The 25,289-nt window shown below is 49.0% G+C and carries 19 protein-coding genes; 10 read left to right on the top strand and 9 right to left on the bottom strand.

The features are described from left to right. Positions 1-7: 7 nt before the first annotated feature. From MJO57_RS17980 to glnD, 6 genes are all read right to left on the bottom strand, one after another. Positions 8-1,567 (bottom strand): inactive transglutaminase family protein, encoded by a 1,560-nt coding sequence (locus tag MJO57_RS17980; protein WP_252017641.1) that lies wholly within the window; start codon positions 1,565-1,567, stop codon positions 8-10. 92 nt (positions 1,568-1,659) lie between these two features. Continuing rightward, positions 1,660-2,883, bottom strand: a complete 1,224-nt coding sequence (locus MJO57_RS17975; protein WP_252017639.1) for a RimK/LysX family protein — start codon at positions 2,881-2,883, stop codon at positions 1,660-1,662. 209 nt (positions 2,884-3,092) lie between these two features. After that, a complete protein-coding gene (gene brnQ / locus MJO57_RS17970; protein ID WP_252017637.1) occupies positions 3,093-4,424 on the bottom strand; it encodes a branched-chain amino acid transport system II carrier protein in 1,332 nt (443 codons plus the stop codon). 201 nt (positions 4,425-4,625) lie between these two features. After that, positions 4,626-5,111, bottom strand: a complete 486-nt coding sequence (locus tag MJO57_RS17965; protein ID WP_252017635.1) for an aminoacyl-tRNA deacylase — start codon at positions 5,109-5,111, stop codon at positions 4,626-4,628. A 235-nt stretch (positions 5,112-5,346) separates the two neighbouring features. After that, a complete protein-coding gene (gene corA / locus MJO57_RS17960; RefSeq protein ID WP_252017633.1) occupies positions 5,347-6,300 on the bottom strand; it encodes a magnesium/cobalt transporter CorA in 954 nt (317 codons plus the stop codon). A gap of 280 nt (positions 6,301-6,580) precedes the next feature. After that, the gene (glnD, locus tag MJO57_RS17955) at positions 6,581-9,292 is read right to left on the bottom strand and encodes a [protein-PII] uridylyltransferase (RefSeq protein WP_252017631.1); all 2,712 of its coding nucleotides are present in this window, start codon (positions 9,290-9,292) and stop codon (positions 6,581-6,583) included. 230 nt (positions 9,293-9,522) lie between these two features. On the opposite strand from glnD, the gene MJO57_RS17950 reads away from it, so the two are divergent. Next, entirely contained in the window at positions 9,523-10,443 is a 921-nt protein-coding gene (locus tag MJO57_RS17950) for a 2-dehydro-3-deoxygalactonokinase (RefSeq protein WP_252017629.1), read from the top strand. Between the two features lie 56 nt (positions 10,444-10,499). Here the strand turns inward: MJO57_RS17950 and map are convergent, their stop codons facing one another. The 3 genes from map to MJO57_RS17935 all read right to left on the bottom strand — a co-directional run bounded on the left by map (position 10,500) and on the right by MJO57_RS17935 (position 14,701). Further along, complete coding sequence (gene map / locus MJO57_RS17945; RefSeq protein WP_252017627.1) at positions 10,500-11,294, bottom strand: type I methionyl aminopeptidase; 795 nt, start codon at positions 11,292-11,294, stop codon at positions 10,500-10,502. Between the two features lie 134 nt (positions 11,295-11,428). Continuing rightward, positions 11,429-13,072 carry a hypothetical protein gene (locus MJO57_RS17940; RefSeq protein ID WP_252017626.1) on the bottom strand — a complete coding sequence of 548 codons (1,644 nt, stop codon included), beginning with the start codon at positions 13,070-13,072 and terminating at the stop codon, positions 11,429-11,431. A gap of 84 nt (positions 13,073-13,156) precedes the next feature. Then, positions 13,157-14,701 (bottom strand): hypothetical protein, encoded by a 1,545-nt coding sequence (locus MJO57_RS17935; RefSeq protein WP_252017624.1) that lies wholly within the window; start codon positions 14,699-14,701, stop codon positions 13,157-13,159. Positions 14,702-15,097: 396 nt separating this feature from the next. Here MJO57_RS17935 and rpsB point away from each other — a divergent pair, with 396 nt between their 5' ends. The 9 genes from rpsB (at position 15,098) to bamA (ending at position 25,229) form a co-directional block, all read left to right on the top strand. Continuing rightward, positions 15,098-15,877: a 30S ribosomal protein S2 gene (gene rpsB, locus MJO57_RS17930; RefSeq protein ID WP_252027063.1), complete on the top strand. Its 780-nt coding sequence runs from the start codon at positions 15,098-15,100 to the stop codon at positions 15,875-15,877. A 213-nt stretch (positions 15,878-16,090) separates the two neighbouring features. Beyond that, positions 16,091-16,951, top strand: coding sequence for a translation elongation factor Ts (gene tsf, locus MJO57_RS17925; RefSeq protein ID WP_252017622.1), 861 nt, complete (start codon positions 16,091-16,093; stop codon positions 16,949-16,951). Between the two features lie 80 nt (positions 16,952-17,031). Further along, on the top strand, positions 17,032-17,763 hold the full coding sequence (pyrH, locus tag MJO57_RS17920) for a UMP kinase (protein ID WP_252017620.1): 732 nt from the start codon (positions 17,032-17,034) through the stop codon (positions 17,761-17,763). Between the two features lie 2 nt (positions 17,764-17,765). Further along, positions 17,766-18,323, top strand: a complete 558-nt coding sequence (gene frr / locus MJO57_RS17915; protein WP_252017618.1) for a ribosome recycling factor — start codon at positions 17,766-17,768, stop codon at positions 18,321-18,323. Positions 18,324-18,515: 192 nt separating this feature from the next. Next, on the top strand, positions 18,516-19,295 hold the full coding sequence (gene uppS, locus MJO57_RS17910) for a polyprenyl diphosphate synthase (RefSeq protein WP_252017617.1): 780 nt from the start codon (positions 18,516-18,518) through the stop codon (positions 19,293-19,295). After that, positions 19,289-20,092 carry a phosphatidate cytidylyltransferase gene (locus tag MJO57_RS17905; protein ID WP_252017615.1) on the top strand — a complete coding sequence of 268 codons (804 nt, stop codon included), beginning with the start codon at positions 19,289-19,291 and terminating at the stop codon, positions 20,090-20,092. Before uppS ends, MJO57_RS17905 begins: the two co-directional genes overlap by 7 nt. 3 nt (positions 20,093-20,095) lie before the next feature. After that, positions 20,096-21,310: a 1-deoxy-D-xylulose-5-phosphate reductoisomerase gene (gene ispC / locus MJO57_RS17900; protein WP_252017613.1), complete on the top strand. Its 1,215-nt coding sequence runs from the start codon at positions 20,096-20,098 to the stop codon at positions 21,308-21,310. After that, the gene (rseP, locus tag MJO57_RS17895; protein WP_252017611.1) at positions 21,307-22,710 is read left to right on the top strand and encodes a sigma E protease regulator RseP; all 1,404 of its coding nucleotides are present in this window, start codon (positions 21,307-21,309) and stop codon (positions 22,708-22,710) included. The genes ispC and rseP overlap by 4 nt, the downstream gene beginning before the upstream one ends. A gap of 191 nt (positions 22,711-22,901) precedes the next feature. Continuing rightward, positions 22,902-25,229: an outer membrane protein assembly factor BamA gene (bamA, locus tag MJO57_RS17890; protein WP_252017609.1), complete on the top strand. Its 2,328-nt coding sequence runs from the start codon at positions 22,902-22,904 to the stop codon at positions 25,227-25,229. Positions 25,230-25,289 lie beyond the last annotated feature (60 nt).

Genomic DNA, 25,289 nt, shown 5'->3' with positions numbered 1-25,289 from the left:
CCGACCTCTACTTTTCAGAATGAACCGAATGAACCGAATCAACCGAATGAACCAGTGGGTAGAACCGCTTGAGTTCAAGCAGCCGATAGCCGGTGTACTGGCCAAGTAGCAGAACAATGCCCAATAAGGTCAGCATCAGTTCAGGAAAGTTGAAGGTTAGCTGTTCAACAATGGGGTTGGACATCAACAGATAACTCATGGTGGCCACCAGAAGACTGCCGCCGCCTTCTTTAAATACATCCTTGGGGCCTTCCTCTTCCCAGAGGATGGACATTCTTTCAATGGTCCATGCCAGAATGATCATCGGGAAGAAAGTAACGGTCAGTGCCTGGGTGATACCCAGCTTCCAGCTCAGGATGCTCATAGCGGCCATGATCAGTATCACCACTATGATGACGGCCCCAAGCCGGGCGACCAGTAGCATGTTCTGCTGGCTGAGGAAAGATCGTATCCATAAACCAATGGACACCAGGGAGATGAAAATCACTAACCCGGGTATTAATTGAGTTTGCAGGAACGCCATGGCAATCAGCACCGGCATAAATGTGCCGGATGTGCGCAGACCGACGACAATTCGCATAAACAGAACCGTCAGCACGCCAATCGGTATCAACAGAATAATCTTAAAGGCATTCTGGACTTCCAATGGCAGGGAGTAGATTGAAAAGTCAATTAATGCGGCACCATCCTGAGTTGCCTGGGTGAGCGCCAGCTCCCTGGTTGGGACATTCTGGGAAATAATAGAGAACTTGACGTCAGAGTTAACGCCGCCCATGACATCCAGGAGTGATTTGGCCCCACGCTGCCAGAGGAAGAAGGCGTCCGGATTACCGGCTTTACCGGTTTTGGGGTCAAAGAGTTGCCATTGCGTGCCATCATACACCTCAATCATGTCCACAATGGGTTGCCGGCGACGGCCATCTTCCAGGTGAAGACCCCGGACAATGCGAGCGGGGATGTTACCCATATGAAGCAGATTGACCAGTAAGTCCGGAAGCCTGACACCTTCTTCCACCATGCCGAGCAGCATATTGGCGTTCTGGTCAGGTTCTTTGGCATTAAACTGGTTGATCATGGTGCCGGCAAAACTTACCGGGTCTGCTGAACGGTCAGTCACCTGGTTTAACAGGCTGGTTGCGGCGGTTTGATAGGGCTCGGGAAGTACAGGAGCAATGAATGGTTCGGGCTGGTCATTAACGCTCGGGCTAATACCGGGCTCCAGGCGGAGCTTAACCTTATAAAACAGATCCTGACGACCGTCCGCTTTACGGGTACTCCAGACAGCACGACGTTGACCGCCATCATTAGTCTGGTTGATACCATAGCCGGGTGAGGCGAAGGATTCATCGAGAATTCTGACATCGGACTGCTGGTCCGGGAGGGTCAGGCTTGCCTGGGCCGCTTCCCCCTGAGCTTTGAAGCTTACCCAGGCTTCAACGCTCCAGACAGTAGAGATATCCTTGCCCAACAAAGGAAAACCCAGTGCAAAGTGTTTGTAAAGGGTTAATCCCAAGCCTGCAACAATCAATACAGCAACCATAAGGCCAAGCTGAAAACGACCTTTCATTCTTTCCCTCGCTTTTTACTGTCTATCTCAACTGAACCCGGCTAAAGGCTGCATGCTGATGAGAGCTTGTGCCTCTCAGGGCTTTCTCCCGCTCAGGGCTGTTTGGTATCAGAAATATACTCTCTGGATACATCCACCAAGGCGCGTTTCTCAAGGAAACGTGCACCGATCAAGGCCGGGAACTCATAGTTTTCCCTGCTACGCAACGTAAATTGTGTCGGTATAAGGATGTCACCAATTCTGGCGTTCAGGGTGATAACGGGACGTCGCTCAGACTCCTCTCCATGACGTTTGATCCGAACGAACCGGGTCACCGGTTCCTGCATGGATATAAGATCACCTGTTGAATTTGCCAGTTGGAAGCGAACCCAGTCTTTGCCATCTTTTTCAAAAAGCTCGATCTCCCGTGCATCGATGGAAGAGGTCAGGGCACCGGTATCAATCCGGGCTTTGAGGACCGTATCGGAATCAGGCAGGGCTACGTGCTCAATAGCTCCAACGGTGGCCAGTCCCTTAATGCTGACAGGTTTGATGATGGCCCTGGTGTATGACTTCTGGGTAACAGGAACCTGAGCTTTGCGGTTATTCGAGCTGACCACCATTTTAGTGGCAATATGCCGCTGATTAACGTCGATAACAGCCAGATCCTGCATAAAGGTACGGCCGATCAAAAGGGGTGACTCATAGTTGCCGCGATCAGTCAGGGAAACCGGCACAGACTGGGTAATGTCACCGATGGTTATGGTCATCATGACCACCGGGCGCTCGACAGATGAGAGCCCGGGACGTTTTATCCGGGTTACACCTTTGACCGGCAGCTCCATCGGCTGAGTACCACTGGAAGTACGATGCAAGTCAAACTTGACCCATTTTTTGCCATCCCGCTCAAAAAATTGGATATTTCTGGCATCCACGGAGCTGTTTTCTGCCCCGGTATCCAACTTTGCCTCTATTTTGAGGTTCAGGTTTGGCAGAGTAGCAGTTTCGTTGATGCCAAGGACGAGTCGGCCATCCTGGTGAGCAGGGGTTTGGATTGTCTGCTCACGAATAGTAATCTCATGGGTCTTGTCAGGAGGCAACGTTGTTTCCTCCGGTCTTGATGGCACCATGGGATGTTCCGACTTCTCCGGGACTGGAACGGGTTGAATAATATCTGAATCATCCTTGGCAGGACGCTCTTTATAAAAAACTGTCTGGCAGCCGGTTAAGATCATGGTTAAAACAAATAAAGCAGGTAGGGCCAAGTTGCGGAACATGTGACAAGCACTACGTTTTTGGGGATTATTAAGGTTCACGCATCTTATGCGTGCAGCCATGGCTGTTGCCTGTTATCAACAAAACATTAGAGCCCTTGACTAAGGAATCTGGTGATAGTGGCTGAAGTATTGGCAACTATAAGGACATGCAGCTTACTTGATCCGTCTTCGCTTGCCAATTGTTAATCGTGACTAAATTCTGATAAGCGTCAAGAAATACGATACCAGTAACAAAGCCACGCAGTGATTAAAGCGTTGTTGTGGCTTTATTATGGCGTTTGACAGTTTGATGCAGGCCTGATGAATAAACCAAGTAGAATAGTTATGAACAATACGACAACAGACGGAAGTAGCCAGACCATATGCACTTCATAGCCGGGAATGATACTGAATGGCTGTAAGAAAGGTTGAAGCTCTGCATAATCGGTTATGCGCAGTACATCGATAATGCTAAGAGTGAAAATGGTAATCAGTGTCGCCCGGTAAGTCAGGACGGGCCTGGGTAGCCAGTCACGAATCAGCCCAAGGAAAATCAACGATATGGATATTGGATATAGAATCAGAAGTACTGGAATGAAGAGGTCAATAATCTCATTCAAGCCCATATTGGCAAAGAATATACAGATTAAACTAATGATGGTAACAATAGTCTTATAGCTCACGTTTTTGAACATTTCATCAAAATACTCACTGCAGGCGGTGATGCAGCCGATCGCTGTTGTCAGACAGGCGAGGGCCACGACGGCAGCCAGTAATGCTGTTCCGGTGGTACCAAAAAGTGTTTCAGCGTAAATGGTCAGGATTTGCCCTCCATTGCCCGGATCCGGTGCTACGTCCCGGCTGGTTGCTCCCAGGTAAAACAGAGACACGTAGACAAGGGCCAATCCAATCGCAGCAATGATTCCAGTGGTAATGCTGTAGTGGAACAGACTGGATTTCTCTTTAATGCCATGTGATTTCAGGTTGGTGATGATGACTATACCGAACATCAGTGCCGCCAGTGCATCCATGGTCATATAGCCCTCAAGGAAACCCTTGATAAACGGTGTTTCGGTATAAGTGCCGATCGCCTGTCCGGGAGTACCGAGAGGGGAAATAATAGGTGAAATGCCCAAAATCACCAACAGGACAATAAGTGCTGGTGTGATCAATTTTCCCACCGATTCCAGTAGTTTCCCCGGGCGAATTGACAGATACCAAGAGATGCTGAAGAAAATCAGACTGAATATAAACCGGGTAAATGCGCTGGGTTCGGAGAGAAAGGGAGTCAGACCGACTTCATAGGATACCAGGGCTGTTCTCGGTACTGCATATAAGGGACCGATGATGAGATAAATACAGGACCCAAGGGCGACTATGATGGACTTGGGCATTTCCCCGCTGATCTCATTAAAGCCACCGCCCACTCTTGATATGGCGACAATGCCCAGCAGTGGAAGACCGACGCCGGTGAGCAGGAAGCCTGCAGCTGCATACCACATGTCTTCACCTGCCAACTGTCCAACCATCGGGGGAAAGATTAAATTGCCTGCCCCAAGAAACATGGCAAACACCATAAACCCCATACCAACAATATTCTGTATACTCAGTTTTTGTTTCATATTTTCAGCATCCAGGATCCCTGATTATTAAATGTTTTGCCGGGATCTGCTCCTTTTTCACCATAAATAGCCTTGAAGGGTACAGATTGCGTGAACAAACTGCCTGCTATCAGTATGGACGCTATCAGTAAAAGTGGTAGTTGGAGTAATTGATGAGCCTCAAGCAGCGTGATCCATCCTGTGGGCAGGAAAGTCAATCATTTAATGACCTCTCGGTGGTGCTGAGCAAAGGTCATCATGGGGCTGATCGTTGCTGATTTGTTGGAAACTTTCCTGTAAGAGGCGGATCAGGGTTTCATGATCACCGGCTTCAAGGAAAATATCCGGGCTTTGGCACAGTCGGGTATCCCAGAGTACTTGCATGTTGTAGAGCTCACCAAAAGGTGGGATGGCTCCGGGTTCGCAGTCCTTGAACCTGCCGTTAAGCTCGTGCTCTGTGGCGAATTGCAGTTTTGAGTTGGTGATTTGGCTCACTTGATGAATGTTTACCCGGTTGGCAGCCGGTAAAATGGCCATCAGGTAGTGATCAAGGCTATCTTTCAGAACAACTGCTTTGGCTAGTTGATGGAGTGGGATCTGAGCAGCGATGGCGCTTTGCAGGGAACTCTTGCTGGGTTGATGCCTGACGGTTTGATAGGGAATGCTCTGTTTTGCAAGGTATTTATAGACTGTGTTAGCAATGCTCATGGTAGAAATCACCCCAGTAAATAATGGCTTGAGGTGAGCAAAGTATAGTCACTGATTCTCCTGTTTCAGTGATAATTGGTATTGCTGCCTGAAAAATGAGCGAAAAGTCCCGACTTAGAGAGACAGCAGGCAATAAAACATGAAGTTTGTTACCAAGAGAAAAATGGTCTGATTAACGAGCGAAGCCAGCCCTCTGGCCCACTCCTGCTCGTCACATGATTCATTAGCTGGCTTGTTACAACCAGCCTTTGCGTTTAAAAAACAGGAAGGTGGCTAAAGCGCTCAACAACATAAGTCCCAGGGCAAGTGGGTAGCCATACTCAACCGAGAGTTCTGGCATGGCTTTGAAATTCATCCCGTAAATACTGGCAATCAGTGTTGGTGGCAGGAACATGACCGCTGCGACTGAGAAAATCTTGATAATGTTATTTTGTTCAAGATTGAGGTAGCCCATTGTGGACTCCATCAAAAAGTTGATCTTTTCGAACAGGAAGCCGGTATGTGGTGTCAGGGATTCAATATCCCGAAGCATATCCCTGATACTGTCTCTCTGTTCATCATTGAGCATGTGATTACATGCACGCATCAGATAGCGAAGTGAGCGCTGGGTATCCAGCAGATTCAATCTGACTTTACCATTCAGGTCCTCCTGAAGTGTGATGGTGCGCAACTGCTCATCAACATCTTTGTACTGATCTGACAGCGCATTCTGGCTAACTTCTTCCAGATCTTCGTAAACCTCTTCCAGGGTATCGGCAAGGTATTCAACCTTGGCATCAAAGAGAGTAATGATAACATCCAGAGGTGTGGTCGCCTTTACGTGCTGGGTTTTCAGGTGTTTACGCATAAGCCGGAATAATCCGGTAGGCTCATCCTGAAGGGTAATCAGCTTATCGGGCCTGAGGTTGAAAGCGACGTTAATATTTCTCAGCTCGTGGCCAGACCTGTGGGGAAACAGCGATCGAATATGAATACCGGATTCGGTTTCAAAGTAGCGGGAAGATATTTCAATTTCACCCAGATCTTCTTCCTCGGGCAGGCAGCCGGGGAAGTGGGTGGTTAACCAGTGGTGCTCATCGCTGTCCGGCTCGGTGGCTTCCAGCCATATAGTGCCCTTGGCCGGTGGGAATTCTGGCGTAACCCGGTCAATGGAAAATTGGTTTCCCTGAGCACTATAGGCAAAGATCATAGTTACTGCCTTATTGATAACGAAGTACATTGACTGGCTCGAAGTCATCGTGCCAGCTACCAAACTTTCTGAATGACCAGATCCTGAATATATCAAAAAACAACGGATCATATTGCCATTTTCAGATTTCAGAATATTGAACGGTTTGCGAACAAGGTTGCGAAAAAAAGGGAGAGGGATTGTACGATAATTGACTTCTATTTTGATAGCAGGAGCGTGACCGTTGCTGATCGTCAGTCAAGATAATATCAATTCCATGTAGGCAGATCGTATCGGATTTTTACGGTGTAATGGCGTCATGACTTGAAGCTTCACGCAGTAAACGGATTAATGCGTTACATATTTCGTTACAGCTTGCAGCCTCCTGAATGGCTTCACCATTGCTGTCGGCAATGATAAAACTGTCTTCAACCTTTTCTCCGAAGGTGGCAACTTTGGCGCCGTGCACCTGCAGATTCAGGTTGGCGAAGGTTTTACCGATCAGGGCAAGCAGTCCCGGCCGGTCTGTGGCGGTAATATCAAGAACCGTTTGTCTGGGCTCAATCTGGTTGCTGATCAGTACGACTGGCTCCCGGTTAAAATAGCGGAGTTGTCGGGGTGTTCTCCGGCGAATCAGGTCAGGAAATTTGTCCGGGGCCGAAAGGGTATTCTGCAAATGAGTCTTGATGTCCAGTATCCGTTCGGCATTGGGGCCGATGGCAGAGCCGTCTTCTTCAAGAACGGTGTAGGTATCAAGGCTGTAGTTACTTCTGGAAGTGATGATTCTGGCATCCTGAATGGCCAGTCCCAGCTGATGGAACGCAGCCACTGTGGCAGCGAACAGGTTGGACTGGTCATGGGTGTAGACAAATACCCGCGAGCCCTGCTGCTCATAACCATCAGCAATTGCCGGAATCAGGATCAGCGGCTTGTTCGAGTCATGCTGAAGAATACCTTCAGTCTGCCAGCTGATTTCATCGCTTTGGTGACGAAGAAAATACTCATCATTAAACTGATCCCAGAGATAGGATATATCTTCCTCTTTTAAGCCTTTTCCAGTAAGCAGGGCCATTGCCCGCTGCTTTGTGTTGGCGATTTGCTCATTCATTTCGGGCAGATTATCGACGCCCCGTTTCAATAGCTGCTGGGTTTGAGAGAAAAGCTGTTGCAACAGAGAATCCCGCCAGCCATTCCAAAGTCCGGGATTGGTTGCGTTAATATCAGCTACCGTAAGCAGATACAGGTACTTGAGTCGCTCCCGGGTTCCGACACGTCGGGCAAAGTCCTGAATGACTTTTGGGTCGGACAGATCTTTTTTCTGAGCGGTGACCGACATAGTCAGGTGTTCCTGTACCAGCCAGACAATCAGTGCTGTGTCTTCTTTATTCAGTCCATGAACACGACAAAATTGCTTTGCATCCACTGCACCCAGCTGGGAGTGGTCTCCTCCACGACCTTTGCCGATATCATGGTAAAGGCCAGCCAGGTAAAGTAATTCCTGTTTGGGAATTCGGTGGATGATTTTTGAGGCGATGGGAAACTGCTGGTGGCTCTTTTGATAGGAAAAGCTTCGCAGGTATTTTATCAATAACAGAGTATGGGCATCGACCGTGAGTGTATGGAAAAGATCATACTGCATCTGTCCTATGATTTTACCAAATTCCGGAAGGTAGCGACCCAGTATGCCATAGCGGGCGAGTCTTCTTAACGTCGCTGTTAATGCATAAGGGGCGCGCATAAGTTCCAGAAACAGCTTTGTGCATCGCGGGTCTTTGCGAAAGGTGCTGTCTACCAGGTGGCGGTAATCTCTCAGCAGTCGTATGGTTTCGGCGGTTGGTCCCTGGATTGTCTGATCCCGGGTAATCAGCACAAACATCTCCAGAATAGCTGGAGGGTATTCGGCAAAAACCTTGTCGTGGATGGTTTCAATGTAGTGATTGCATACCTGAAAACGTTCATTAATAGCATGAACTTCCTGCATGATTCCGGCGCTGAGGATATCGTCGTCAAAATGTTGCAGAAGCAGGTCTTTTAGCTGGCTGACATTCATGACAGTGCGAAAGTAGCTCTGCATGAACTGCTCCACTGCCAAAGCGCCTGTATGATCATGATAACCAAACTGGCTGGCCAGCGTTCGCTGATGATCAAACAGCAGGCGATCTTCTCCACGCCCTGTCAGTGAGTGAAGTGCCCAGCGAATTTTCCAGAGAAATGCCCTGCATCTCTGCAGCTGCTGATATTCAGCATTGCTCAGGAAGCCAAGCTCCAAAAGTTCAGCGGGATCATGAGTTCCGTAGTGCCGTCGGGCCACCCATCCGAGCATGTGCAGATCCCGAAGGCCACCTGGTGAACCTTTGATATTGGGTTCCAGATCGTACTCGGTGTCATTATATTTACGGTGGCGTTTTCGTTGCTCTTCGAATTTCGCCTGAAGATAAAGTTGGCTGGGCCACATGTGTTCAGTGTCAATCGTGTCCAGCAGATGTTCGTGCAGGAATACCGGGCCGGATACAACCCTCGACTCCATCAGATTGGTGATGATGGTCAGATCATTAGCCGCCTGGCTTGCACACTCATCAAGGGAACGGACACTGGATCCCACTTTTAATCCGATGTCCCAGAGCAAGGTCAGAAAACGCTCGATAGCATCCTGATGTTCATTATATTGGTCTTTTTCCAGCAGTATCAAAATGTCGATATCTGACCCCGGATGCAGTTCACCCCTGCCGTATCCCCCGACAGCCAGGAGTGCAATGGGGCAGCCATTATTCCAATTGAGATGCTCCCATGCCAGGCACAGAACCTGATCGATCAACCAGGCTCTGGCAACTACCAGCTGATCTATATCCATACCATCCAGAAACCATTGATCCATTTTGGTTGTGGCTTCCTTCAGGCATTTCTTGTAGGCCGGTATGGGGGTTTTGGCAATAGTTAAGTCCGCCCGGAACTGACTCTTGTTGAAAAGGGCGTCCTTGACAGAGAGTGGGATTTTCTGGAACGGATTGCTCATTATCGGCTGCTGTCTTTTATTGTCGGTGCATGTATTGCTGGTGAATGGCATCGGTATCTGGTTGGTGAGAGTGACCACTATGGGCATGATAAAAGGATTACTGAAAAAAATCAGTACTATAATGATCCGTGGGCTTTTCTGGCTGAACTTGTCTGACAAGTTTCTTGTCAGTTACCTCAGACAACCTCTTATATGTCACTATCGTGTTCAGGTATGAGTAATACGTCACTATGAGTATATTTTCTTCTGGTCAGTTCTGGGTTGCCGTTGACTGGGCAGCAGAAAGCTATAGCGCTTTTCTGATGAAAAAGGAAAGTTTGGTTGACAGTAAAACAGGGGAACCGGGAGTTTTACAGGTCAAAGACGGTGCTTTTGAAGCGGCATTAAAAACCATTGTTGATCCATGGCTGTCTGCTCATGGTGAATTTCCGATCATTCTCTCCGGTCTGGTAGGAGCACGGGAAGGTTGGGTTGAAGTTGCCTATGTTCGTACCCCCTGTTCGAACCGCTCTATTCTGGATGGGGTTGTCAAAGTCCCAGTCAATCAGTTGAAAAATGTATCCATCGTTCCGGGTATTTTGCATTCCGGAGATGAGTATTCTGAGGTCTTGAACGGGGAGGAAGTATCCATCATTGGTGCTATCAAAGACCAGGGGATTTCTAATGGCTGGCTGCTGAAGTCCGGAGCGCACTGTAAGCTTGTCAGGGTAGAAGACGATGCTATCACGCAGCTTTCTACCTATATAACCGGGGAACTATACAGTGTGCTGGATCAACACTCATCACTGTGCCGACATGCTGGCGTTGAGCAAAAAGTCTCCTCTATCGATTTTATGACCGGGGTAAGAACCGCTTTGCAATCCAGTTGCTTGTCCAAAATACTCTTTAGTGTCAGTACTCGCCGACTGGTCAACCAAATAGAGGCTGAACATGTCAGTAGTTACTTATCTGGATTATTAATTGGCCATGAATTTCGGGATTTTAAATCAATGGGGCTGGATGATCTGGTTCTGATTAGCAGTGGTCAGTTGATGGAACTCTATCAACTGGCATTTGATGAGCTATCCATCCAAACAGTATTGGTTGATTCGCAGAGAACTTACCTTTTAGGAGCGCAGTTCATTCTGGAGTCTCTGGAGGATGTCAGTTGAGCCGGAAAGTCAGCTATGCCTTGAAAGACGACAGACAATCAAGGCATAGGAGGAGACTAGAGGTTTTCTTCTTTTCGTTTGGTTAGCACTTCATGGCCTGACGCAGTTACAGCGATGGTGTGTTCCCATTGTGCTGAAGGGCGTCGGTCTCTGGTTACCGCTGTCCATCCATCGCCCAGTAGCCTGGTTCCTTTCTTGCCGGCATTGATCATTGGTTCGATAGTAAATGTCATGCCCTCTTTCAGGACGCAGTCATTTCTGTCGTTATAACCTTCATAGTGGATGACCTGCGGATCTTCATGAAAAACACGGCCAATACCATGGCCACAGTACTCTTCAACCACTGAGAAATGGTTATCGTGGGCATGCCTGGCAATCACATGACCGATATCACTCAGACGGTTACCCGGTTTGACTTGCTCAATTCCCAGATAGAGGCACTCCTGAGTTACCTGTACCAGCCGCTGATTAAATGGTTGAACCTCGCCAACCAGGAACATTTTGCTGGTATCACCATGGTAGCCATCTTTGATCACGGTGATATCGATATTAACCACGTCACCATTTTTCAGGAATTTATTGTCACTGGGAATGCCGTGACAAACGACCTGGTTAATGGAAATACAGGTGGACCTTGGAAAGCCGGGTCTGCCGGGGGCTGCGCCATAATTCAGTGGGGCTGGGATTGCTTTTTGAACATTGACGATATAATCATGACAGATAGTATCCAGCTCGCCGGTCGATACGCCGGGCTTGACATGGGGTTCGATCATTTCCAGCACTTCAGCGGCCAGACGGCCAGCGATGCGCATCTTTTCAATTTCTTCAGGGGTTTTGATGGTTACATTCATTGTCAGGTCAAGCCGCTTAAAGATGCGAAAGTTAATGATAATCCTTGTTATCTTACCAGAATCCCCAAGCGAAGTATGAACATTATTGTATGTCTCGGGTGGCTCCTCGACAGCGCAGGCAAGTTTGATTGGATTTAAAGCAGGTACATCACCGATAAAGCGACAGCCCCAACAGGCACAGCAAGTTGTGCATAGCTGACAAAGTGCCAGAAGCTTGATAGCCAGGTTCTCTGGTCTACATTGGGGTTTGACTTGAACCTGACATCAAGGCTCTTCTTTGAAAAATAATGATCTTCACGTCGGTTCAAACTGAAGAGACCCCACAAGGTGTACCACTTGCAATCCCAGGCATCAGGATCTGATTTGCAGGACTGGTGATAGAAAGGAAAATTTTTCTGATAAACCGTTAACTTCAGTGTGTATTCTGTGTCCGGAGTCAGGTGGTCATCATAGCTGATGGCCTCGTTGGCCAGGAAAATTTTACCGGGGTAATAGAACAGTGATGGTAGATAACTTCGATAAATATTTTTGTCAGGGTTATCGCCATTTTTCAGTTTGAACTCCCAGAGTGTGGAGCGTCGAATTTGCTGGTTGCTTGAGATGGCATTCAGAGTTTGTTGAATGCCTTTGGCTTCATCAATGTAGATAGTGGACTTCAGTCTCTCGCCAAATATAGATGGTTCATAGAGTTGGATTCTCACGATGATATTTTTCAGCTTTTCGGTTACGTCTTCTGATACCTCGCTGAGTGCTGCAGCAGAAAAGTCCTGGGCTCTCATGATCATTGGGTAGCCTTTTTCTTCCCTTGAGCCATTAAGGCCCGGGGCTGATTGCCATACCAAGGGATCAATGTCCTCGTTGTCAAAAGCTTTTGGCAGTGAAAAGGCATTGGGAGAACGCGAGGCAATTCTTTTCTGTGTGTCTACGGTAAAGCTGATCTTGTCATGCCCCCTGAATCGACAGGAAAGGCTATCGGGTTGTTGATTGTGAATATATTGGCTGAGGCTGTATTCATTTTTAGGGTCTTCAATCAACAGTGTTGGTGCTAACTCGGCAGATTGTGACTCCCACCAGCTACTTTTCACGTTGCTGACAGTGATTAGTTCCTCTTCGCCCGGCAGCAGGTCATAGCCATTGGCAAGACGGTCAATGTAGCCAGGGGAACCGGGGCTCCAGTGAGCCTGGTTTTTTTTCAGAAACTCAACATCAAAAACCAGTTTTCCATCACCACCACCACAGTGTTGGCTTTCATGCAAGGTTACATCGGCATAACAGCTTTTGGGTTCTCTATGGCATTGGTTAACCCATTCTGTATCCCCATGCTCAGTGGTTACCATTTTTTCTCCACAAACCTCATAGGTACCACAGGTCAATGCATCTCTGATTAGACGACAGTCCTGCCACTCCCAGTGAAGGTAAGTAGGGTAGTCTATGACCCCTGCCCAGGCTGGTGACGGCTGTTGTCTTAACCGGTCAGCAGCCTCATGGCGGCTGATGTTTTTTAAATCAAGCCATGCTTCTTCATCAAAAGACTCTGGTAAGCGAACGTGAGTGTGATTACTGGCTGAACATCTCAGCTCTTCGAACTGGAAGTTGCGGGTCTGGTACGAGGGAATAACTTGTCCTGGACATGATCTGCTTACTATCCCTCGGGGCTCAGACATTTGAACGCAATAGTTAGCAATATAATAAGGTTCTTGACCAGGAAATGCGTGTGGCTTTAATGGTAAAAGCATGAGAAGCAAAGCCCCATACACAAGCTGCTTTTTGCTAGCCATTACATCAACCTGCGAAAACTTTTGGTTTTATTATGAAAATGGGCATCTTGTAGCAGGGATGCCCATAGCTATATTGTGAAATAGTTAAAAAAGGTGCCTTTTTTTTCTGCGCTCAGAAATGACGTTGTCCCTGGTCAGCATATCAACCACGCTTTGTAGCTTTCTGGCTTCATCAAGGCGGTTTTCCTGGTTTTCCAGCGCGTTGATGCACATGGCAACGGCTCCTTTGAGTGTTCCTGCCTCAACCATCATTACATCGCTTTCAATATCATCATCCAATGCTTCTGATGAGCTGAAAACCTGTCTTGCTTTGAATTGATAGAGGGCTCTTCCCATATCAGAGCTCAGATAATGCTGGCGATACCCGTCACGAACCTTTCTCAGGCCGCCTGAACGGCTAATGGCAAGCTCTTCATCAATATCTTTTTTAATCAGGGCAATGATGAAATATTTGGTGTCCATCTCATTGGATTTACCGGCAACCCAGGTGAGCCATGAACTGACCGATAACCACCTTTTGCTGGCGGAATTTTCAATGGTTACCATCGCTTCCTGAGCAAGATTTCCATAGCGCATGAGTTTGTTTTGATCGTAAACGGGGGCGGCACCAACGGTCATATCGCTTAGATAATAATCCAGATTGAAAATACGCTTGTCATATTCAACCGGGATGCAGCCTATTTGAATACCATAGGTGGCTCTGATGTATGATCTTGCCCAGAATGCATCAATTAACATCTCTTTGGCTCTTAAACTGCCTTCCGGATCGGAAATGGATCGGTATCTTTCTGAAGTGCCGAAGGTGTCAATAAAGGTTTCAATGGCATCTTTGGTAAAGCGGTTGATTCCTTCATCGATGACTCGCTTATCCTGGGTTCGCATAGCCCGTAGCTGCAGCACATTACGTTTCATATCCGCTATCTGTTCTGCAGTAAACAGTGACATCGACTTGAGTTGGTCGCTACTGATTCCGAGCTGCTGATGAAGCATACCGCTCGGCAGGACAATGTTGAAATGGAGCTGACTGACCTGAGAATCAAGCTTTCGCAATGTGGACTGATATTGGTGAACCAGTGGAAGCATGTCAACCTGGCTATCAGGATCTGCGGTTATGTCTGGTCTGAGGGTTGGAAAATGTTCCAGATTATTAACATCTTCAAGGAATAAGTTTGATTCCTGTGTGAACGTCCTCACACTGTCAAGAAATTCCCTCACTGGTATTGGCTGAAGAAGGCTGTCATCAGAAACTTTCTGGAGCTCTGAGGCAACGTTACTTAAGTCTCTCAGGTTGCGACGAAGATCATCAATCGTTTTGAGGAGAATGTCGCCATCACGCTCACCTCGTAAATAAAAAGCCTGGATATATGCTTGCTCGATTTCTGTTCTGTTGGCAAGGTTGATAGTCAATACGTCAGTATTGTCGGGTGTGACATTGACCACCGGAGGAAGTACGATGCCAGCATCTGGTCTGGGGGCTTTTTCGTAATGATCGGGAGATATCTGTTGCTCATGATCATACTCAAACCGGGTTGGTTCTCGCCATGAGGCAGTTCTTGCTGCAACGGTTTCTATCAACGTAAATGAAGTGATTAAGACGCAGAATAATAGACCGCCAGTGACTCTGTTCATTATTTTAACTCTGATGTGTTGAAGTGAGTTGTGTGACTGGTAGATTGACCCTATTGAAAGAATATAGTTCCGTTTGGCTGAGCAAATTGCTTGTTGATGCCCGGAAGAAAATAGCCAGAGTCGCTGCTGATGTTCAGAAAAAGTTTCGAAAACTGTATGGATATGGTATAAAGCGCCACTCGATTTCGAGATTTAAGGTGCGTTGCGCTCAGTCCTGAGGATTGAACAAGACAGGCCTTATTGAACTTGGTATTGAACATAGATCTCACATTCACCGACACATCATTCCGGGTGCCGACTCTCTCTTCAAAGACGCTTTTTCAGGGCTTATTTCTGAGAGAAACTGGTCGAATGCATGGGGTGTTTGGAGGCATAACCCTGAATCAGGAGATTCCCATGACTCAAGTCACTATGCGTGACATGCTCAAGGCTGGCGTGCATTTCGGTCACCAGACCCGCTACTGGAACCCAAAGATGAACAAGTACATCTTTGGTGCGCGCAACAGAATTCATATCATCAACCTTGAGCATACCCTGCCTGCCTTTAATGGCGCACTGAAGTTCATCGGCAAACTGGCTGAAGGCAAGAACAAGGTGCTCTTTGTCGGTACCAAGCGTGCGGCTGGCAAGATCATTCGTGAAGAAGCTGCCCGTTGTGGCATGCCTTACGTTGATCATCGCTGGTTGGGTGGTATGCTGACCAACTACAAAACCATCCGTCAGTCCATCAAGCGCCTGCGTGATCTGGAAGGTCAGCGTGATGACGGTACGTTTGAAAAGCTGACCAAGAAAGAAGCGCTGATGCGCAGCCGTGATCTGGAAAAGCTGGATCGCAGCCTGGGTGGTATTAAAGATATGGGCAGCCTGCCAGACGCACTGTTCGTTATCGATGTTGAGCACGAGCGTATTGCCATTCAGGAAGCCAACAAGCTGGGCATTCCTGTTATCGGTATCGTGGACACCAACTCCAGCCCGGAAGGTGTGGATTACATCATTCCAGGCAATGATGATGCTATCCGCGCGATTCAGCTGTACCTGAGGGCCGCTGCTGATGTGATTCTGGAAGGTCGTGCCCGTGCGAGCACTGGTGCTGAAGACGAGTTCGTAGAAATCGAAGAGTCTTCTGTGGCTGAGTCTCCAAAGGCTGAGGAAGCGGAAGGTTCTGAAGAAGCCTGAGGCTTTGAGGATCCAGCTCCAGGCAGGATCTAGGCAGGCTGGCTAAGTGACCGGCTTGCAGGATAGCTCCCATAAGGGTTGTCCTGAAAAAATAGAGACTGTATGGAGTAGAAGGGGGCTTTGCCCCCTTTTTTCCGATGTACAGATAACTATTCTTTTTCATCTCTGGTCAAGGGGGATGGAATGAGACTGTCAATTTGAGAGGAATCAACCATGGCAGCTATTAGTGCAGCACTGGTAAAAGAACTGCGTGAGCGTACCGGCCTGGGCATGATGGAGTGTAAGAAGGCACTGGTTGAAGCGCAGGGTGACATTGAGGTTGCTATCGAAGAGATGCGCAAGTCTGGTCAGGCAAAAGCCGCCAAGAAGGCTGGCCGCATCGCTGCGGAAGGTATTGTCGCGGTTAAAGTCGCTGACGATGCCAGTTTCGGCGTACTGGTTGAAGTCAACAGCGAAACTGACTTCGTAGCCCGTGACGATAACTTCCTGAATTTTGTTCAGCAGGTTGTTGGTGCGGCGTTTGCCCGTAAAGAAGCTGACGTTAACGCTCTGATGGCAGGCGAACTGGAAGAAGCCCGTCAGGCGCTGGTTCAGAAGATCGGTGAAAACATCGGTGTTCGTCGTATTGCTATCGTTGAAGGCGGTGTGACTGGCTCTTACGTTCACGGTAACAACCGTATCGCCGTTCTGACTCAGCTGGAAGGTGGTGATACTGAGCTGGCTCGTGAAATTGCCATGCACGTTGCTGCTGTTAACCCTCAGGTGGTTAACAAGGAAGATATGCCAGCAGAGCTGCTGGAAAAAGAGAAAGAGATCTTCAAGGCTCAGGCGGAACAGTCTGGCAAGCCTGCGAATATCATCGAGAAGATGATTGAAGGTCGTATCAGCAAGTTCCTGGCAGAAAGCAGTCTGGTTGAGCAGCCTTTTGTTAAAGATCCTGATACCACGGTTGGTGCGCTGGCCAAGAAAGCCGGTGCTACCGTGTCCAGCTTCGTACGCTTTGAAGTTGGTGAAGGTATTGAGAAGGAAGAAGTGGACTTCGCAGCAGAAGTTCGCGCTCAGGCAGGACTGTAATATAAAAGCCAGCCGTCAGGGCTGGCTTTTTCATGTCTATCCGTGAGTGTAATTTAGCCAAACAGACTCGGAAACTGAACATGCCGGCAAGTGATAGTCAACCGAAATACAAGCGCATACTGCTTAAACTCAGTGGAGAAGCTCTGCAGGGTGAAGGTGGGTTTGGTATTGATCCCAGGGTTCTTGATCGTATGGCTCTGGAAATCGGTCAGTTAGTAGGGATCGGTGTACAGGTTGGTATCGTTATTGGCGGTGGAAACCTTTTTCGTGGTGCCGCTTTGAGCAAAGCAGGTCTTGACCGGGTGACCGGCGATCACATGGGAATGCTGGCAACCGTGATGAATGCCCTGGCCATGCGTGATGCCCTTGAACGATCCAATATCAATACCCGGGTAATGTCAGCCATTCCCATGAGTGGTGTTGTTGAGCATTATGATCATCGTCGGGCCATGAGATATCTCAACTCTGGCGATGTGGTGATTTTTTCTGCCGGTACCGGAAATCCATTTTTTACCACTGACTCAGCAGCCTGCCTGAGGGGTATTGAGGTGGGCGTTGATGTTGTCCTCAAGGCCACCAAGGTTGATGGTGTCTATGATAAAGATCCGGTTAAACATGCTGATGCGGTTAAGTTTGATCAGCTGACCTATGATGATGTCCTGGAGCGCAAGCTGGGCGTAATGGATTTGACTGCGATCTGTCTGGTCCGTGATCAGCAGATGCCCGTTCGGGTGTTTAACATGAATAAGCCCGGGGCCCTGTTGAATCTTGTGGTTGGTGGTAATGAGGGAACACTGGTAAACGGGGGTTAATGATGATCAATGAGATTAAAGATGACGCTAGGGAGCGTATGGGCAAAACCATTGAATCGTTGACGGTTGCTTTCAACAAGATTCGAACCGGTCGTGCTCATCCGAGCCTTCTTGATGGTATCAAAGTGTCTTATTACGGCTCAGAAACGCCTCTGAGCCAAATGGCGAACGTATCTGTTGAAGATGGTCGTACACTTGCTGTGCGTGTCTGGGAAAAGCAGGTGGTGCCTGATGTGGAAAAGGCGATTCTGAAGTCTGACCTTGGGCTGAACCCTTCCACTGCAGGCGAAGTCATTCGTATCCCTTTGCCGCCGCTGACTGAAGAAACCCGCAAGGGCTATATTCGTCAGGCACGTCAGGATGCGGAGAATGCCCGCATTGCTATCCGTAATATTCGCCGTGATGCACTTGCTGATATTAAAGAGCTGGAGAAGGAAAAAGAGATTAGTGAAGACGATGAGCGTCGCGGTCAGGATGATGTTCAGAAGTTGACTGATCAGTTTATTGCTGAAGTTGATAAAAATCTTTCTGCCAAGGAAGATGATCTGATGGCGATCTAATGGCTGGTCGTGCTGAATTGGAGTCATTGTCTTATCGGGTTTGTCAGACACTGATCAGGTAGTGATGACCCCGGTCTTTCAGGCGTCAGCTGTCTTTTGATGCGTTGCAGGTGCTTGCTTTTTATGGTGGGCTCCTGCAAGGTTCTACTGTTACCTTTTTTTTACCTGCCAATTTTCAGATTGTCTTAATTCATGGCCAATACATCGTTACAGGGAAAAAGCGGCGTTCAGGGAGTTCCGCCAGAAAAGCTGCCGCGCCATGTGGCTATCATTCTTGATGGAAATAACCGCTGGGCTAAAATGAAACGCCTGCCCGGGCTGGCCGGGCACCGGGCTGGTGTTGACCGGGTTCGTGAAGTGGTTGAGGTCTGCACTGATCAGGGTGTTGAAGTGCTCACGCTGTTTGCATTCAGCAGCGAGAACTGGAACCGGCCAATCATTGAAGTCAATGGCCTTATGGGCCTGTTTCTGAATGTACTCAAGCGAGAGGCCAAGCGGTTAAAGAGAAATCGCATCAGGCTGAAGGTTATTGGAGATGTAACCCGGTTCAGCCCTGAAATACAGAAACATATCCAAGAAGTAGAAGCGCTCACTTCAGGTGATTATGCAGTGACTCTGGTCATTGCTGCCAACTACGGTGGTATGTGGGATATCGCCTCTGCTGCACGCCAACTGGCCGAGAAAGTTGCTCGTGGCGAGCTTGAATCAGAGAGTATTGATGCGTCGGCGATTGAGCAGCACCTCAGTACTTCCGGATTACCCGCGCCCGACCTTTTGATCCGTACCAGTGGCGAGCAGCGAATCAGTAACTTTTTGTTGTGGCAATGTGCTTACAGTGAGTTTTACTTTACCGAAACCTTGTGGCCGGATTTTGGACGTGATGAATTTCAGCAGGCCCTGCTGACTTACGCCCGCCGCCAGCGACGATTTGGCAAAACCAGCGAGCAGGTGGAGGCTGAAACACCGTGTTGAAACAAAGAATTATAACGGCTCTTATATTGGCGCCAGCAGCCCTTGCTGGCGTGTTTTTATTACCATTAACCGGTTTTGGCTTTTTTATTGCCGCGATTATCATGCTGGCGGCCTGGGAATGGGCAAACCTTTCTGGTTTTGAACAACGGTCTGATCGCCTGGCTTATGCGCTGGCTATTGGTGCCTTCTGTGGTCTGACGCTTTTTTTACCTCCCTTTTTGACGCTTGGCCTTGCTGCTGTCTGGTGGTTGATAGCTTTTATTCTGGTCAAACAATACCCGGGGAGTGGTCGCTTGCTTGAGAGCAGGCGACTTAGATTGTTGGCCGGATTGCTGACCCTGGTACCGGCATGGGTGGGTCTTTATCAACTCAAACAAATGACAGACTCAGCCTGGTTGATCGTGACTCTCCTGGTGATGGTCTGGTCGGCCGACTGTGGTGCCTATTTTGCCGGCAAGCGTTTTGGCAAGACAAAACTGATTGAACGGGTCAGCCCGAAAAAAACTCTGGAGGGGCTGGTTGGCGGGGTGCTGTTTTCAATAATGATTTCAAGCCTTGTTACGCTGTGTAGCAGTATCAGTTTTTTTCAGGGGGTGTCGTTATTAATGATAACCATTGTGACCGTTCTGGTTTCCGTTTTGGGAGACCTCTGGGAAAGTGTGTTGAAACGGCACAGGGGGATTAAAGACAGTGGCAGCCTCTTGCCCGGACATGGTGGTGTTCTCGATCGCATTGACAGTCTGACTGCGGCCATCCCGATATTTACTCTCTATGTCATGATAATCAGGGGGGTATAGGTCATGGCTGCATCATGCTCTCAATCCGGAAGGCAGCGGGTTTGTGTGTTGGGGTCCACAGGGTCCATCGGCAAAAGTACCTTGGATGTTATCGCCCGTAACCCGGATCAATACCGTGTGCATTCGCTAATCGCGGGCAGAAATGCCGATGCTATGCTCGAGCAGGCTCGTCAGTTTCAGCCGCAATATATCGTGATGGCGGACGAGCAGGCAGCCCGTGATCTTCGGGCAGATCTTCAGTCTGAAGGCCTGGACATTTCCGTTGAATCCGGTCTGGTGGCGATGGATCAGGTGGTGGCTGATGGTGAGGTCGATTTGGTGATGGCCGCTATTGTTGGTGCTGCAGGGCTTTCACCCACCCTGGCTGCTGTTCGGGCCGGGAAAAAAATTCTTCTGGCGAACAAGGAGGCGCTGGTGATGACTGGTGCTTTATTCATGGACGCTGTTAGGGCCTCTGGCTCTGTTCTCCTGCCCATTGACAGTGAGCATAACGCTATTTTTCAGTGTTTGCCTGCTGATCATTCTATGGGGCTGGCACGGGCCGGGGTTAGAAGAATATTGCTCACCGCATCCGGAGGTCCATTCCGGCAATCGCCTGTAGAAAGCTTTGCCGCAGTGACGCCGGAACAGGCCTGTGCCCATCCAAACTGGAGCATGGGGCGTAAAATTTCGGTAGACTCAGCCACGATGATGAACAAGGGCCTTGAGTTTATTGAAGCGTGCTGGCTATTTAATGCCCGTCCTGAGCAGATAGAGGTGGTGATTCATCCGCAAAGTATTATCCACTCGATGGTGGATTATGAGGATGGTTCGGTGCTTGCCCAGATGGGCAATCCGGACATGAGAACACCGATTGCCCATGCTCTGGCATGGCCGGGAAGAATCCCATCCGGTGTTGCTCCTTTGTCCCTGACCGAGATTGCCAGGCTTGATTTTTATGCTCCGGACATGATCCGATACCGCTGTTTGAAGTTGGCCCAGGAAGCTGCATGCAGTGGTGGTACAGCCGCCGCCATGCTCAATGCTGCCAATGAAGTTGCGGTTGATGCATTTCTGGAACGAAAGCTTCGTTTTGACCGCATACCTGAAGTTATTAATGCAACATTGCAGACCTTACCGGTCATGAGAGCCGGAGACATAGATCAAGTGCTGGAAGCTGACAGAGAAGCCCGCTATCTGGCGCAGAAACAGGTTTCACAAATGCAGGGTGTTGCATGATTTTTGAATCGCTTTGGTCGGAGATAGCCAGTTCAGTGCAGACCCTGTTTGCTTTTGTCGTGACCCTTGGAATACTGGTGAGTATTCACGAATATGGTCACTTCTGGGTTGCCCGTCGGTGTGGCGTTAAAGTGCTTCGGTTCTCCGTAGGTTTTGGTAAGTCGTTATGGAGTTGGACTGACCGCCACGGTACTGAGTACACCATTGCCGCAGTGCCGCTGGGAGGCTATGTCAAGATGCTGGATGAGAGAGAGGGGCCGGTTCCTGATGATGAACGGCACCTCTCCTTCAATAGCAAGCCGGTTCTTTCACGGATTGCCATTGTGGCTGCCGGGCCTGTGGCTAATTTTCTGCTTGCTGTTGTTGCCCTTTGGCTTATGTACCTGGTGGGTGTTCGTACCCTGATGCCTCAGGTTGGCGAAGTAACGCCCGATTCACCGGCTGCCGTTGCCGGCATTCATCCCGGTGATGAAATTGTTGCCGTGAACGGTGTTGAAACGCCCGGCTGGCAGGCTGTGAACATGGAGCTGCTGGCCTACATTGGTGAAAGCCGAAATCTTAATGTTTCTATCCGGGCCGGAGAGCCCGGAGCAGCCTCACAGGGCGCTGTCAGAGATAAAAGTATCGCTGTAGTTGACTGGCTGGTAAATGAAGAGCAGCCAAATCCTGTGCGCTCCCTGGGTATTGTGCCTTACTCACCACCAATCCCTGCTGTGATTGGCCAGTTGGCTGAAGATGGCGCTGCTGCGAGGAATGGTCTCAAGTCAGGTGATAAAATCCTGCGTGTTAATGAGGAGACGGTCGTTGACTGGATGCACTTTGTAGAAGTGGTCCGTGATAATGCGGGTCAGCCTCTGCAATTGCTGGTTGAGCGGGGTGGCGTTAGTCAGGCTATTCAGTTGACCCCGGGCAGTCGATCCACGGATGGGGTGACAACCGGGTTTATTGGTGCCGGTGTCCAACCGGTTTCCTGGCCAGACACCATGATTCGTCACTTGCAGTTCGGAGCGATTGAGTCGCTGGTGAAAGGCGCCCAGGCCACCTGGTCACTGACGACTATGACACTAGAGTCCCTCTGGAAGATGGTTGTGGGGCTGGTTTCTGTTAAAAACTTGAGCGGCCCGATAACCATTGCTAAAGTGGCGGGCGCGTCACTTGAGTCTGGCCTGGAAAATTTTCTCTATTTTCTGGCAATGTTAAGCGTCAGCCTTGGGGTGCTGAACCTGCTTCCGATACCCGTGCTGGATGGAGGTCACCTGCTTTTCTATCTTGTTGAAATGGTCAGGGGGAAACCTCTCTCTGAGAAAACTCAGGCACTGGGGTTGAAAATCGGGGTAACGTTTGTTGTCGGAGTGATGATGCTGGCCATGTATAACGACCTTAGTCGCCTCTTTCAATGATATAGGGCATCAGAAAGCCGATGCGCTTTCTGGAATGGCTGTAATAGATGCATTGGTTTAACCATCGAATAGCCAGACGAAAGAGCCGCATTTTGCGCTCTGCGTATCTGCAAACCATGAATAGCGGTGTGGAAATTGATGAGAATGTTTTTCACGTTAATGCGAAATGAACACGGATAAGAACGGATTCCATGAAGCGATCACTGTTGTCTCTGCTGATTGGCTCTCTAGCCATTGCGCCTGCCGCCCAGGCTTTCGTCGTCTCAGATATCCGGATTGATGGCCTTCAAAGGGTTTCAGCCGGGACAGTTTTTAATGCCCTGCCTGTTGAGGTTGGTGATGATATTGAGTCACCGGATATTGCCGGGGCCGCTCGTGCGCTCTATCAGACCGGGTATTTCAATGACATTCGTATGGCCCGTGAGGGCGATGTGCTGGTGGTTTCGGTTGTTGAACGACCATCCATCAGCACCATAGAGATTAAGGGCAATAAGGCGATCAAGACAGAAGACCTGATGACGGGCCTGGAGCGCTCTGGTCTGGCAGAAGGTGAAATTTTCCAGCAGGCCACGCTAGAAGCTATCCGTCTTGAGCTTGAGCGTCAATACGTAGCCCAGGGGCGTTATGGTGCACGCATAACTGCTGATGTTGAGGCCCAGCCGCGTAACCGGGTAAAGCTGCGTATTAATGTCAAAGAAGGTAAAGTGGCTACCATCCAGCATGTCAATGTTGTGGGCAATACAGCCTTCCCCAGGGAGGAGCTTATTGACCTCTTTGAACTGCAGAAAGCTGAATGGTATCAATTCTTCAGTTCAGCAGATAAATACTCCCGAGAGAAACTGTCCGGTGACTTGGAGCGTTTGCGGTCGTGGTACCTGGATCGGGGGTATATCAACTTCAATATAACCTCGACCCAGGTTTCCATCAGTCCTGACAAGCAGAGTGTCTATATCACGGTCAACGTTGATGAGGGTGATGAGTACACAGTCAGTGACGTTAAGCTTGCCGGCGACCTGATTATTCCCGAAGAAGAGGCCAGAAAACTGCTGCTGGCTCAGCCAGACCAGGTGTTCTCCCGTAAGCTGATCACGACCACCGAAGAGATTCTGAGTCGCCGTCTTGGCAATGAAGGGTACACTTTTGCCAATGTGACGGGGATTCCCAAGCCTGATCATGAAAACAAAACGGTTGAGTTGACCTTTTTTGTTGATCCGGGACGCAGAGCGTATGTCCGACGCATCAACTTCTCCGGAAATACCAAGACAGACGATGAGGTATTACGTCGGGAAATGCGCCAGATGGAGGGCTCTTCTGCCAATACCCAGAAGATTGAGCAGTCCAAGGTGCGGCTTGAACGCCTCGGGTTTTTCAAGGAAGTTAATGTGGAAACGCCCCCTGTTCCGGGAACCAGCGACCAGATTGATGTGAATTACACCGTAGAGGAGCAGCCTTCCGGCAGTGTGACCGCCAGTATCGGTTACTCCCAGTCTGATGGTCTGTTGCTCGGAGGCTCTGTCAGCCAGAGCAACTTCCTGGGAACCGGAAACAAGGTGACGGTTGGTCTGAATAAAAGTGATGTCAGCCAGCTTTATAATTTCAGCTTTATGGATCCCTATTACACCGTTGACGGAGTATCCCGGGGTTTTGATGTCTACTATCGAACCTACGACTACAGTGATTCGGACATCTCCAGTTATGCGGCTGACACCTTTGGCGGTAACGTCCGTTTCGGGTATCCATTGTCTGAAACAGAATCTGTTAATTTCAGTGTCGGGATTGATGGTACTGAGATCACCACTGGTTCTGGCACGCCTCAGGTCATTCTGAAGTATCTGGATGAAGAAGGGCGTAAGTTTACCAATATCAAGACGTCGCTGGGCTGGTCGCAATCAGAGCTGAACCGCGGGTTACTGCCAACGGCGGGCTTTTCTCAGAGCGTATCGTTATCTGCTGCGATTCCGGGCTCAACGACCACATTTTATAAACTGGTGTATCGGGGGCAGTACTTTCAGCCCATTACCCGCAGTCTGACGGCGCGTTTTGCCACTCGTCTTGGGTATGGTGGTGCCTATGGTGACACAACTGAAATGCCGTTCTTTGAAAACTTCTATGCGGGTGGTTTTGGTTCTGTCAGAGGTTACAAGGATAACTCGCTTGGGCCCAAGGCGCCGCAAAGTGATGATCCGGGTGACTTTAACAGTATGGGGGGGGATGTACTGATTGAAGGTACGGTCGAAGTGCTGTTCCCGTTGCCATTCGTGAAAGATCAGCGCTCATTGAGAACCAGTGTTTTCTTTGACTTTGGTAATGTCTTTGATACGACTTGTCCTACCGGTGTTGATATGGTGGGTTGTTATAAACCAGATCTGGCAGAGTTACGATACAGTACAGGTGTTGGTCTGACCTGGATTACTCCTTTAGGCCCGCTGACATTCAGCCTGGCGAAAGCGCTTAATGTTAAAGACAAAGATAAGGATGAAACCCAGACCTTCCAATTCTCCCTGGGGACTCCCTTCTAACACACCATCATTTTGTTATGCCTTCTGAATAGAAGGCATTTTACGTAATTACATTTTACG

Origin of the sequence: Endozoicomonas sp. SCSIO W0465, assembly GCF_023716865.1 — a bacterium.
In the GTDB taxonomy this organism is placed as follows: domain Bacteria; phylum Pseudomonadota; class Gammaproteobacteria; order Pseudomonadales; family Endozoicomonadaceae; genus Endozoicomonas.
This window is presented reverse-complemented; position numbering and strand designations above follow the sequence as displayed.

Excerpts from the sequence above, each read along its gene's own strand:
- MJO57_RS17980 (WP_252017641.1), bottom strand. The coding sequence starts at position 1,567 with ATGAAAGGTCGTTTTCAGCTTGGCCTTATGGTTGCTGTATTGATTGTT.
- MJO57_RS17975 (WP_252017639.1), bottom strand. The coding sequence starts at position 2,883 with ATGGCTGCACGCATAAGATGCGTGAACCTTAATAATCCCCAAAAACGT.
- brnQ (WP_252017637.1), bottom strand. The coding sequence starts at position 4,424 with ATGAAACAAAAACTGAGTATACAGAATATTGTTGGTATGGGGTTTATG.
- MJO57_RS17965 (WP_252017635.1), bottom strand. The coding sequence starts at position 5,111 with ATGAGCATTGCTAACACAGTCTATAAATACCTTGCAAAACAGAGCATT.
- corA (WP_252017633.1), bottom strand. The coding sequence starts at position 6,300 with ATGATCTTTGCCTATAGTGCTCAGGGAAACCAATTTTCCATTGACCGG.
- glnD (WP_252017631.1), bottom strand. The coding sequence starts at position 9,292 with ATGAGCAATCCGTTCCAGAAAATCCCACTCTCTGTCAAGGACGCCCTT.
- MJO57_RS17950 (WP_252017629.1), top strand. The coding sequence starts at position 9,523 with ATGAGTATATTTTCTTCTGGTCAGTTCTGGGTTGCCGTTGACTGGGCA.
- map (WP_252017627.1), bottom strand. The coding sequence starts at position 11,294 with ATGAATGTAACCATCAAAACCCCTGAAGAAATTGAAAAGATGCGCATC.
- MJO57_RS17940 (WP_252017626.1), bottom strand. The coding sequence starts at position 13,072 with ATGGCTAGCAAAAAGCAGCTTGTGTATGGGGCTTTGCTTCTCATGCTT.
- MJO57_RS17935 (WP_252017624.1), bottom strand. The coding sequence starts at position 14,701 with ATGAACAGAGTCACTGGCGGTCTATTATTCTGCGTCTTAATCACTTCA.
- rpsB (WP_252027063.1), top strand. The coding sequence starts at position 15,098 with ATGACTCAAGTCACTATGCGTGACATGCTCAAGGCTGGCGTGCATTTC.
- tsf (WP_252017622.1), top strand. The coding sequence starts at position 16,091 with ATGGCAGCTATTAGTGCAGCACTGGTAAAAGAACTGCGTGAGCGTACC.
- pyrH (WP_252017620.1), top strand. The coding sequence starts at position 17,032 with ATGCCGGCAAGTGATAGTCAACCGAAATACAAGCGCATACTGCTTAAA.
- frr (WP_252017618.1), top strand. The coding sequence starts at position 17,766 with ATGATCAATGAGATTAAAGATGACGCTAGGGAGCGTATGGGCAAAACC.
- uppS (WP_252017617.1), top strand. The coding sequence starts at position 18,516 with ATGGCCAATACATCGTTACAGGGAAAAAGCGGCGTTCAGGGAGTTCCG.
- ispC (WP_252017613.1), top strand. The coding sequence starts at position 20,096 with ATGGCTGCATCATGCTCTCAATCCGGAAGGCAGCGGGTTTGTGTGTTG.
- rseP (WP_252017611.1), top strand. The coding sequence starts at position 21,307 with ATGATTTTTGAATCGCTTTGGTCGGAGATAGCCAGTTCAGTGCAGACC.
- bamA (WP_252017609.1), top strand. The coding sequence starts at position 22,902 with ATGAAGCGATCACTGTTGTCTCTGCTGATTGGCTCTCTAGCCATTGCG.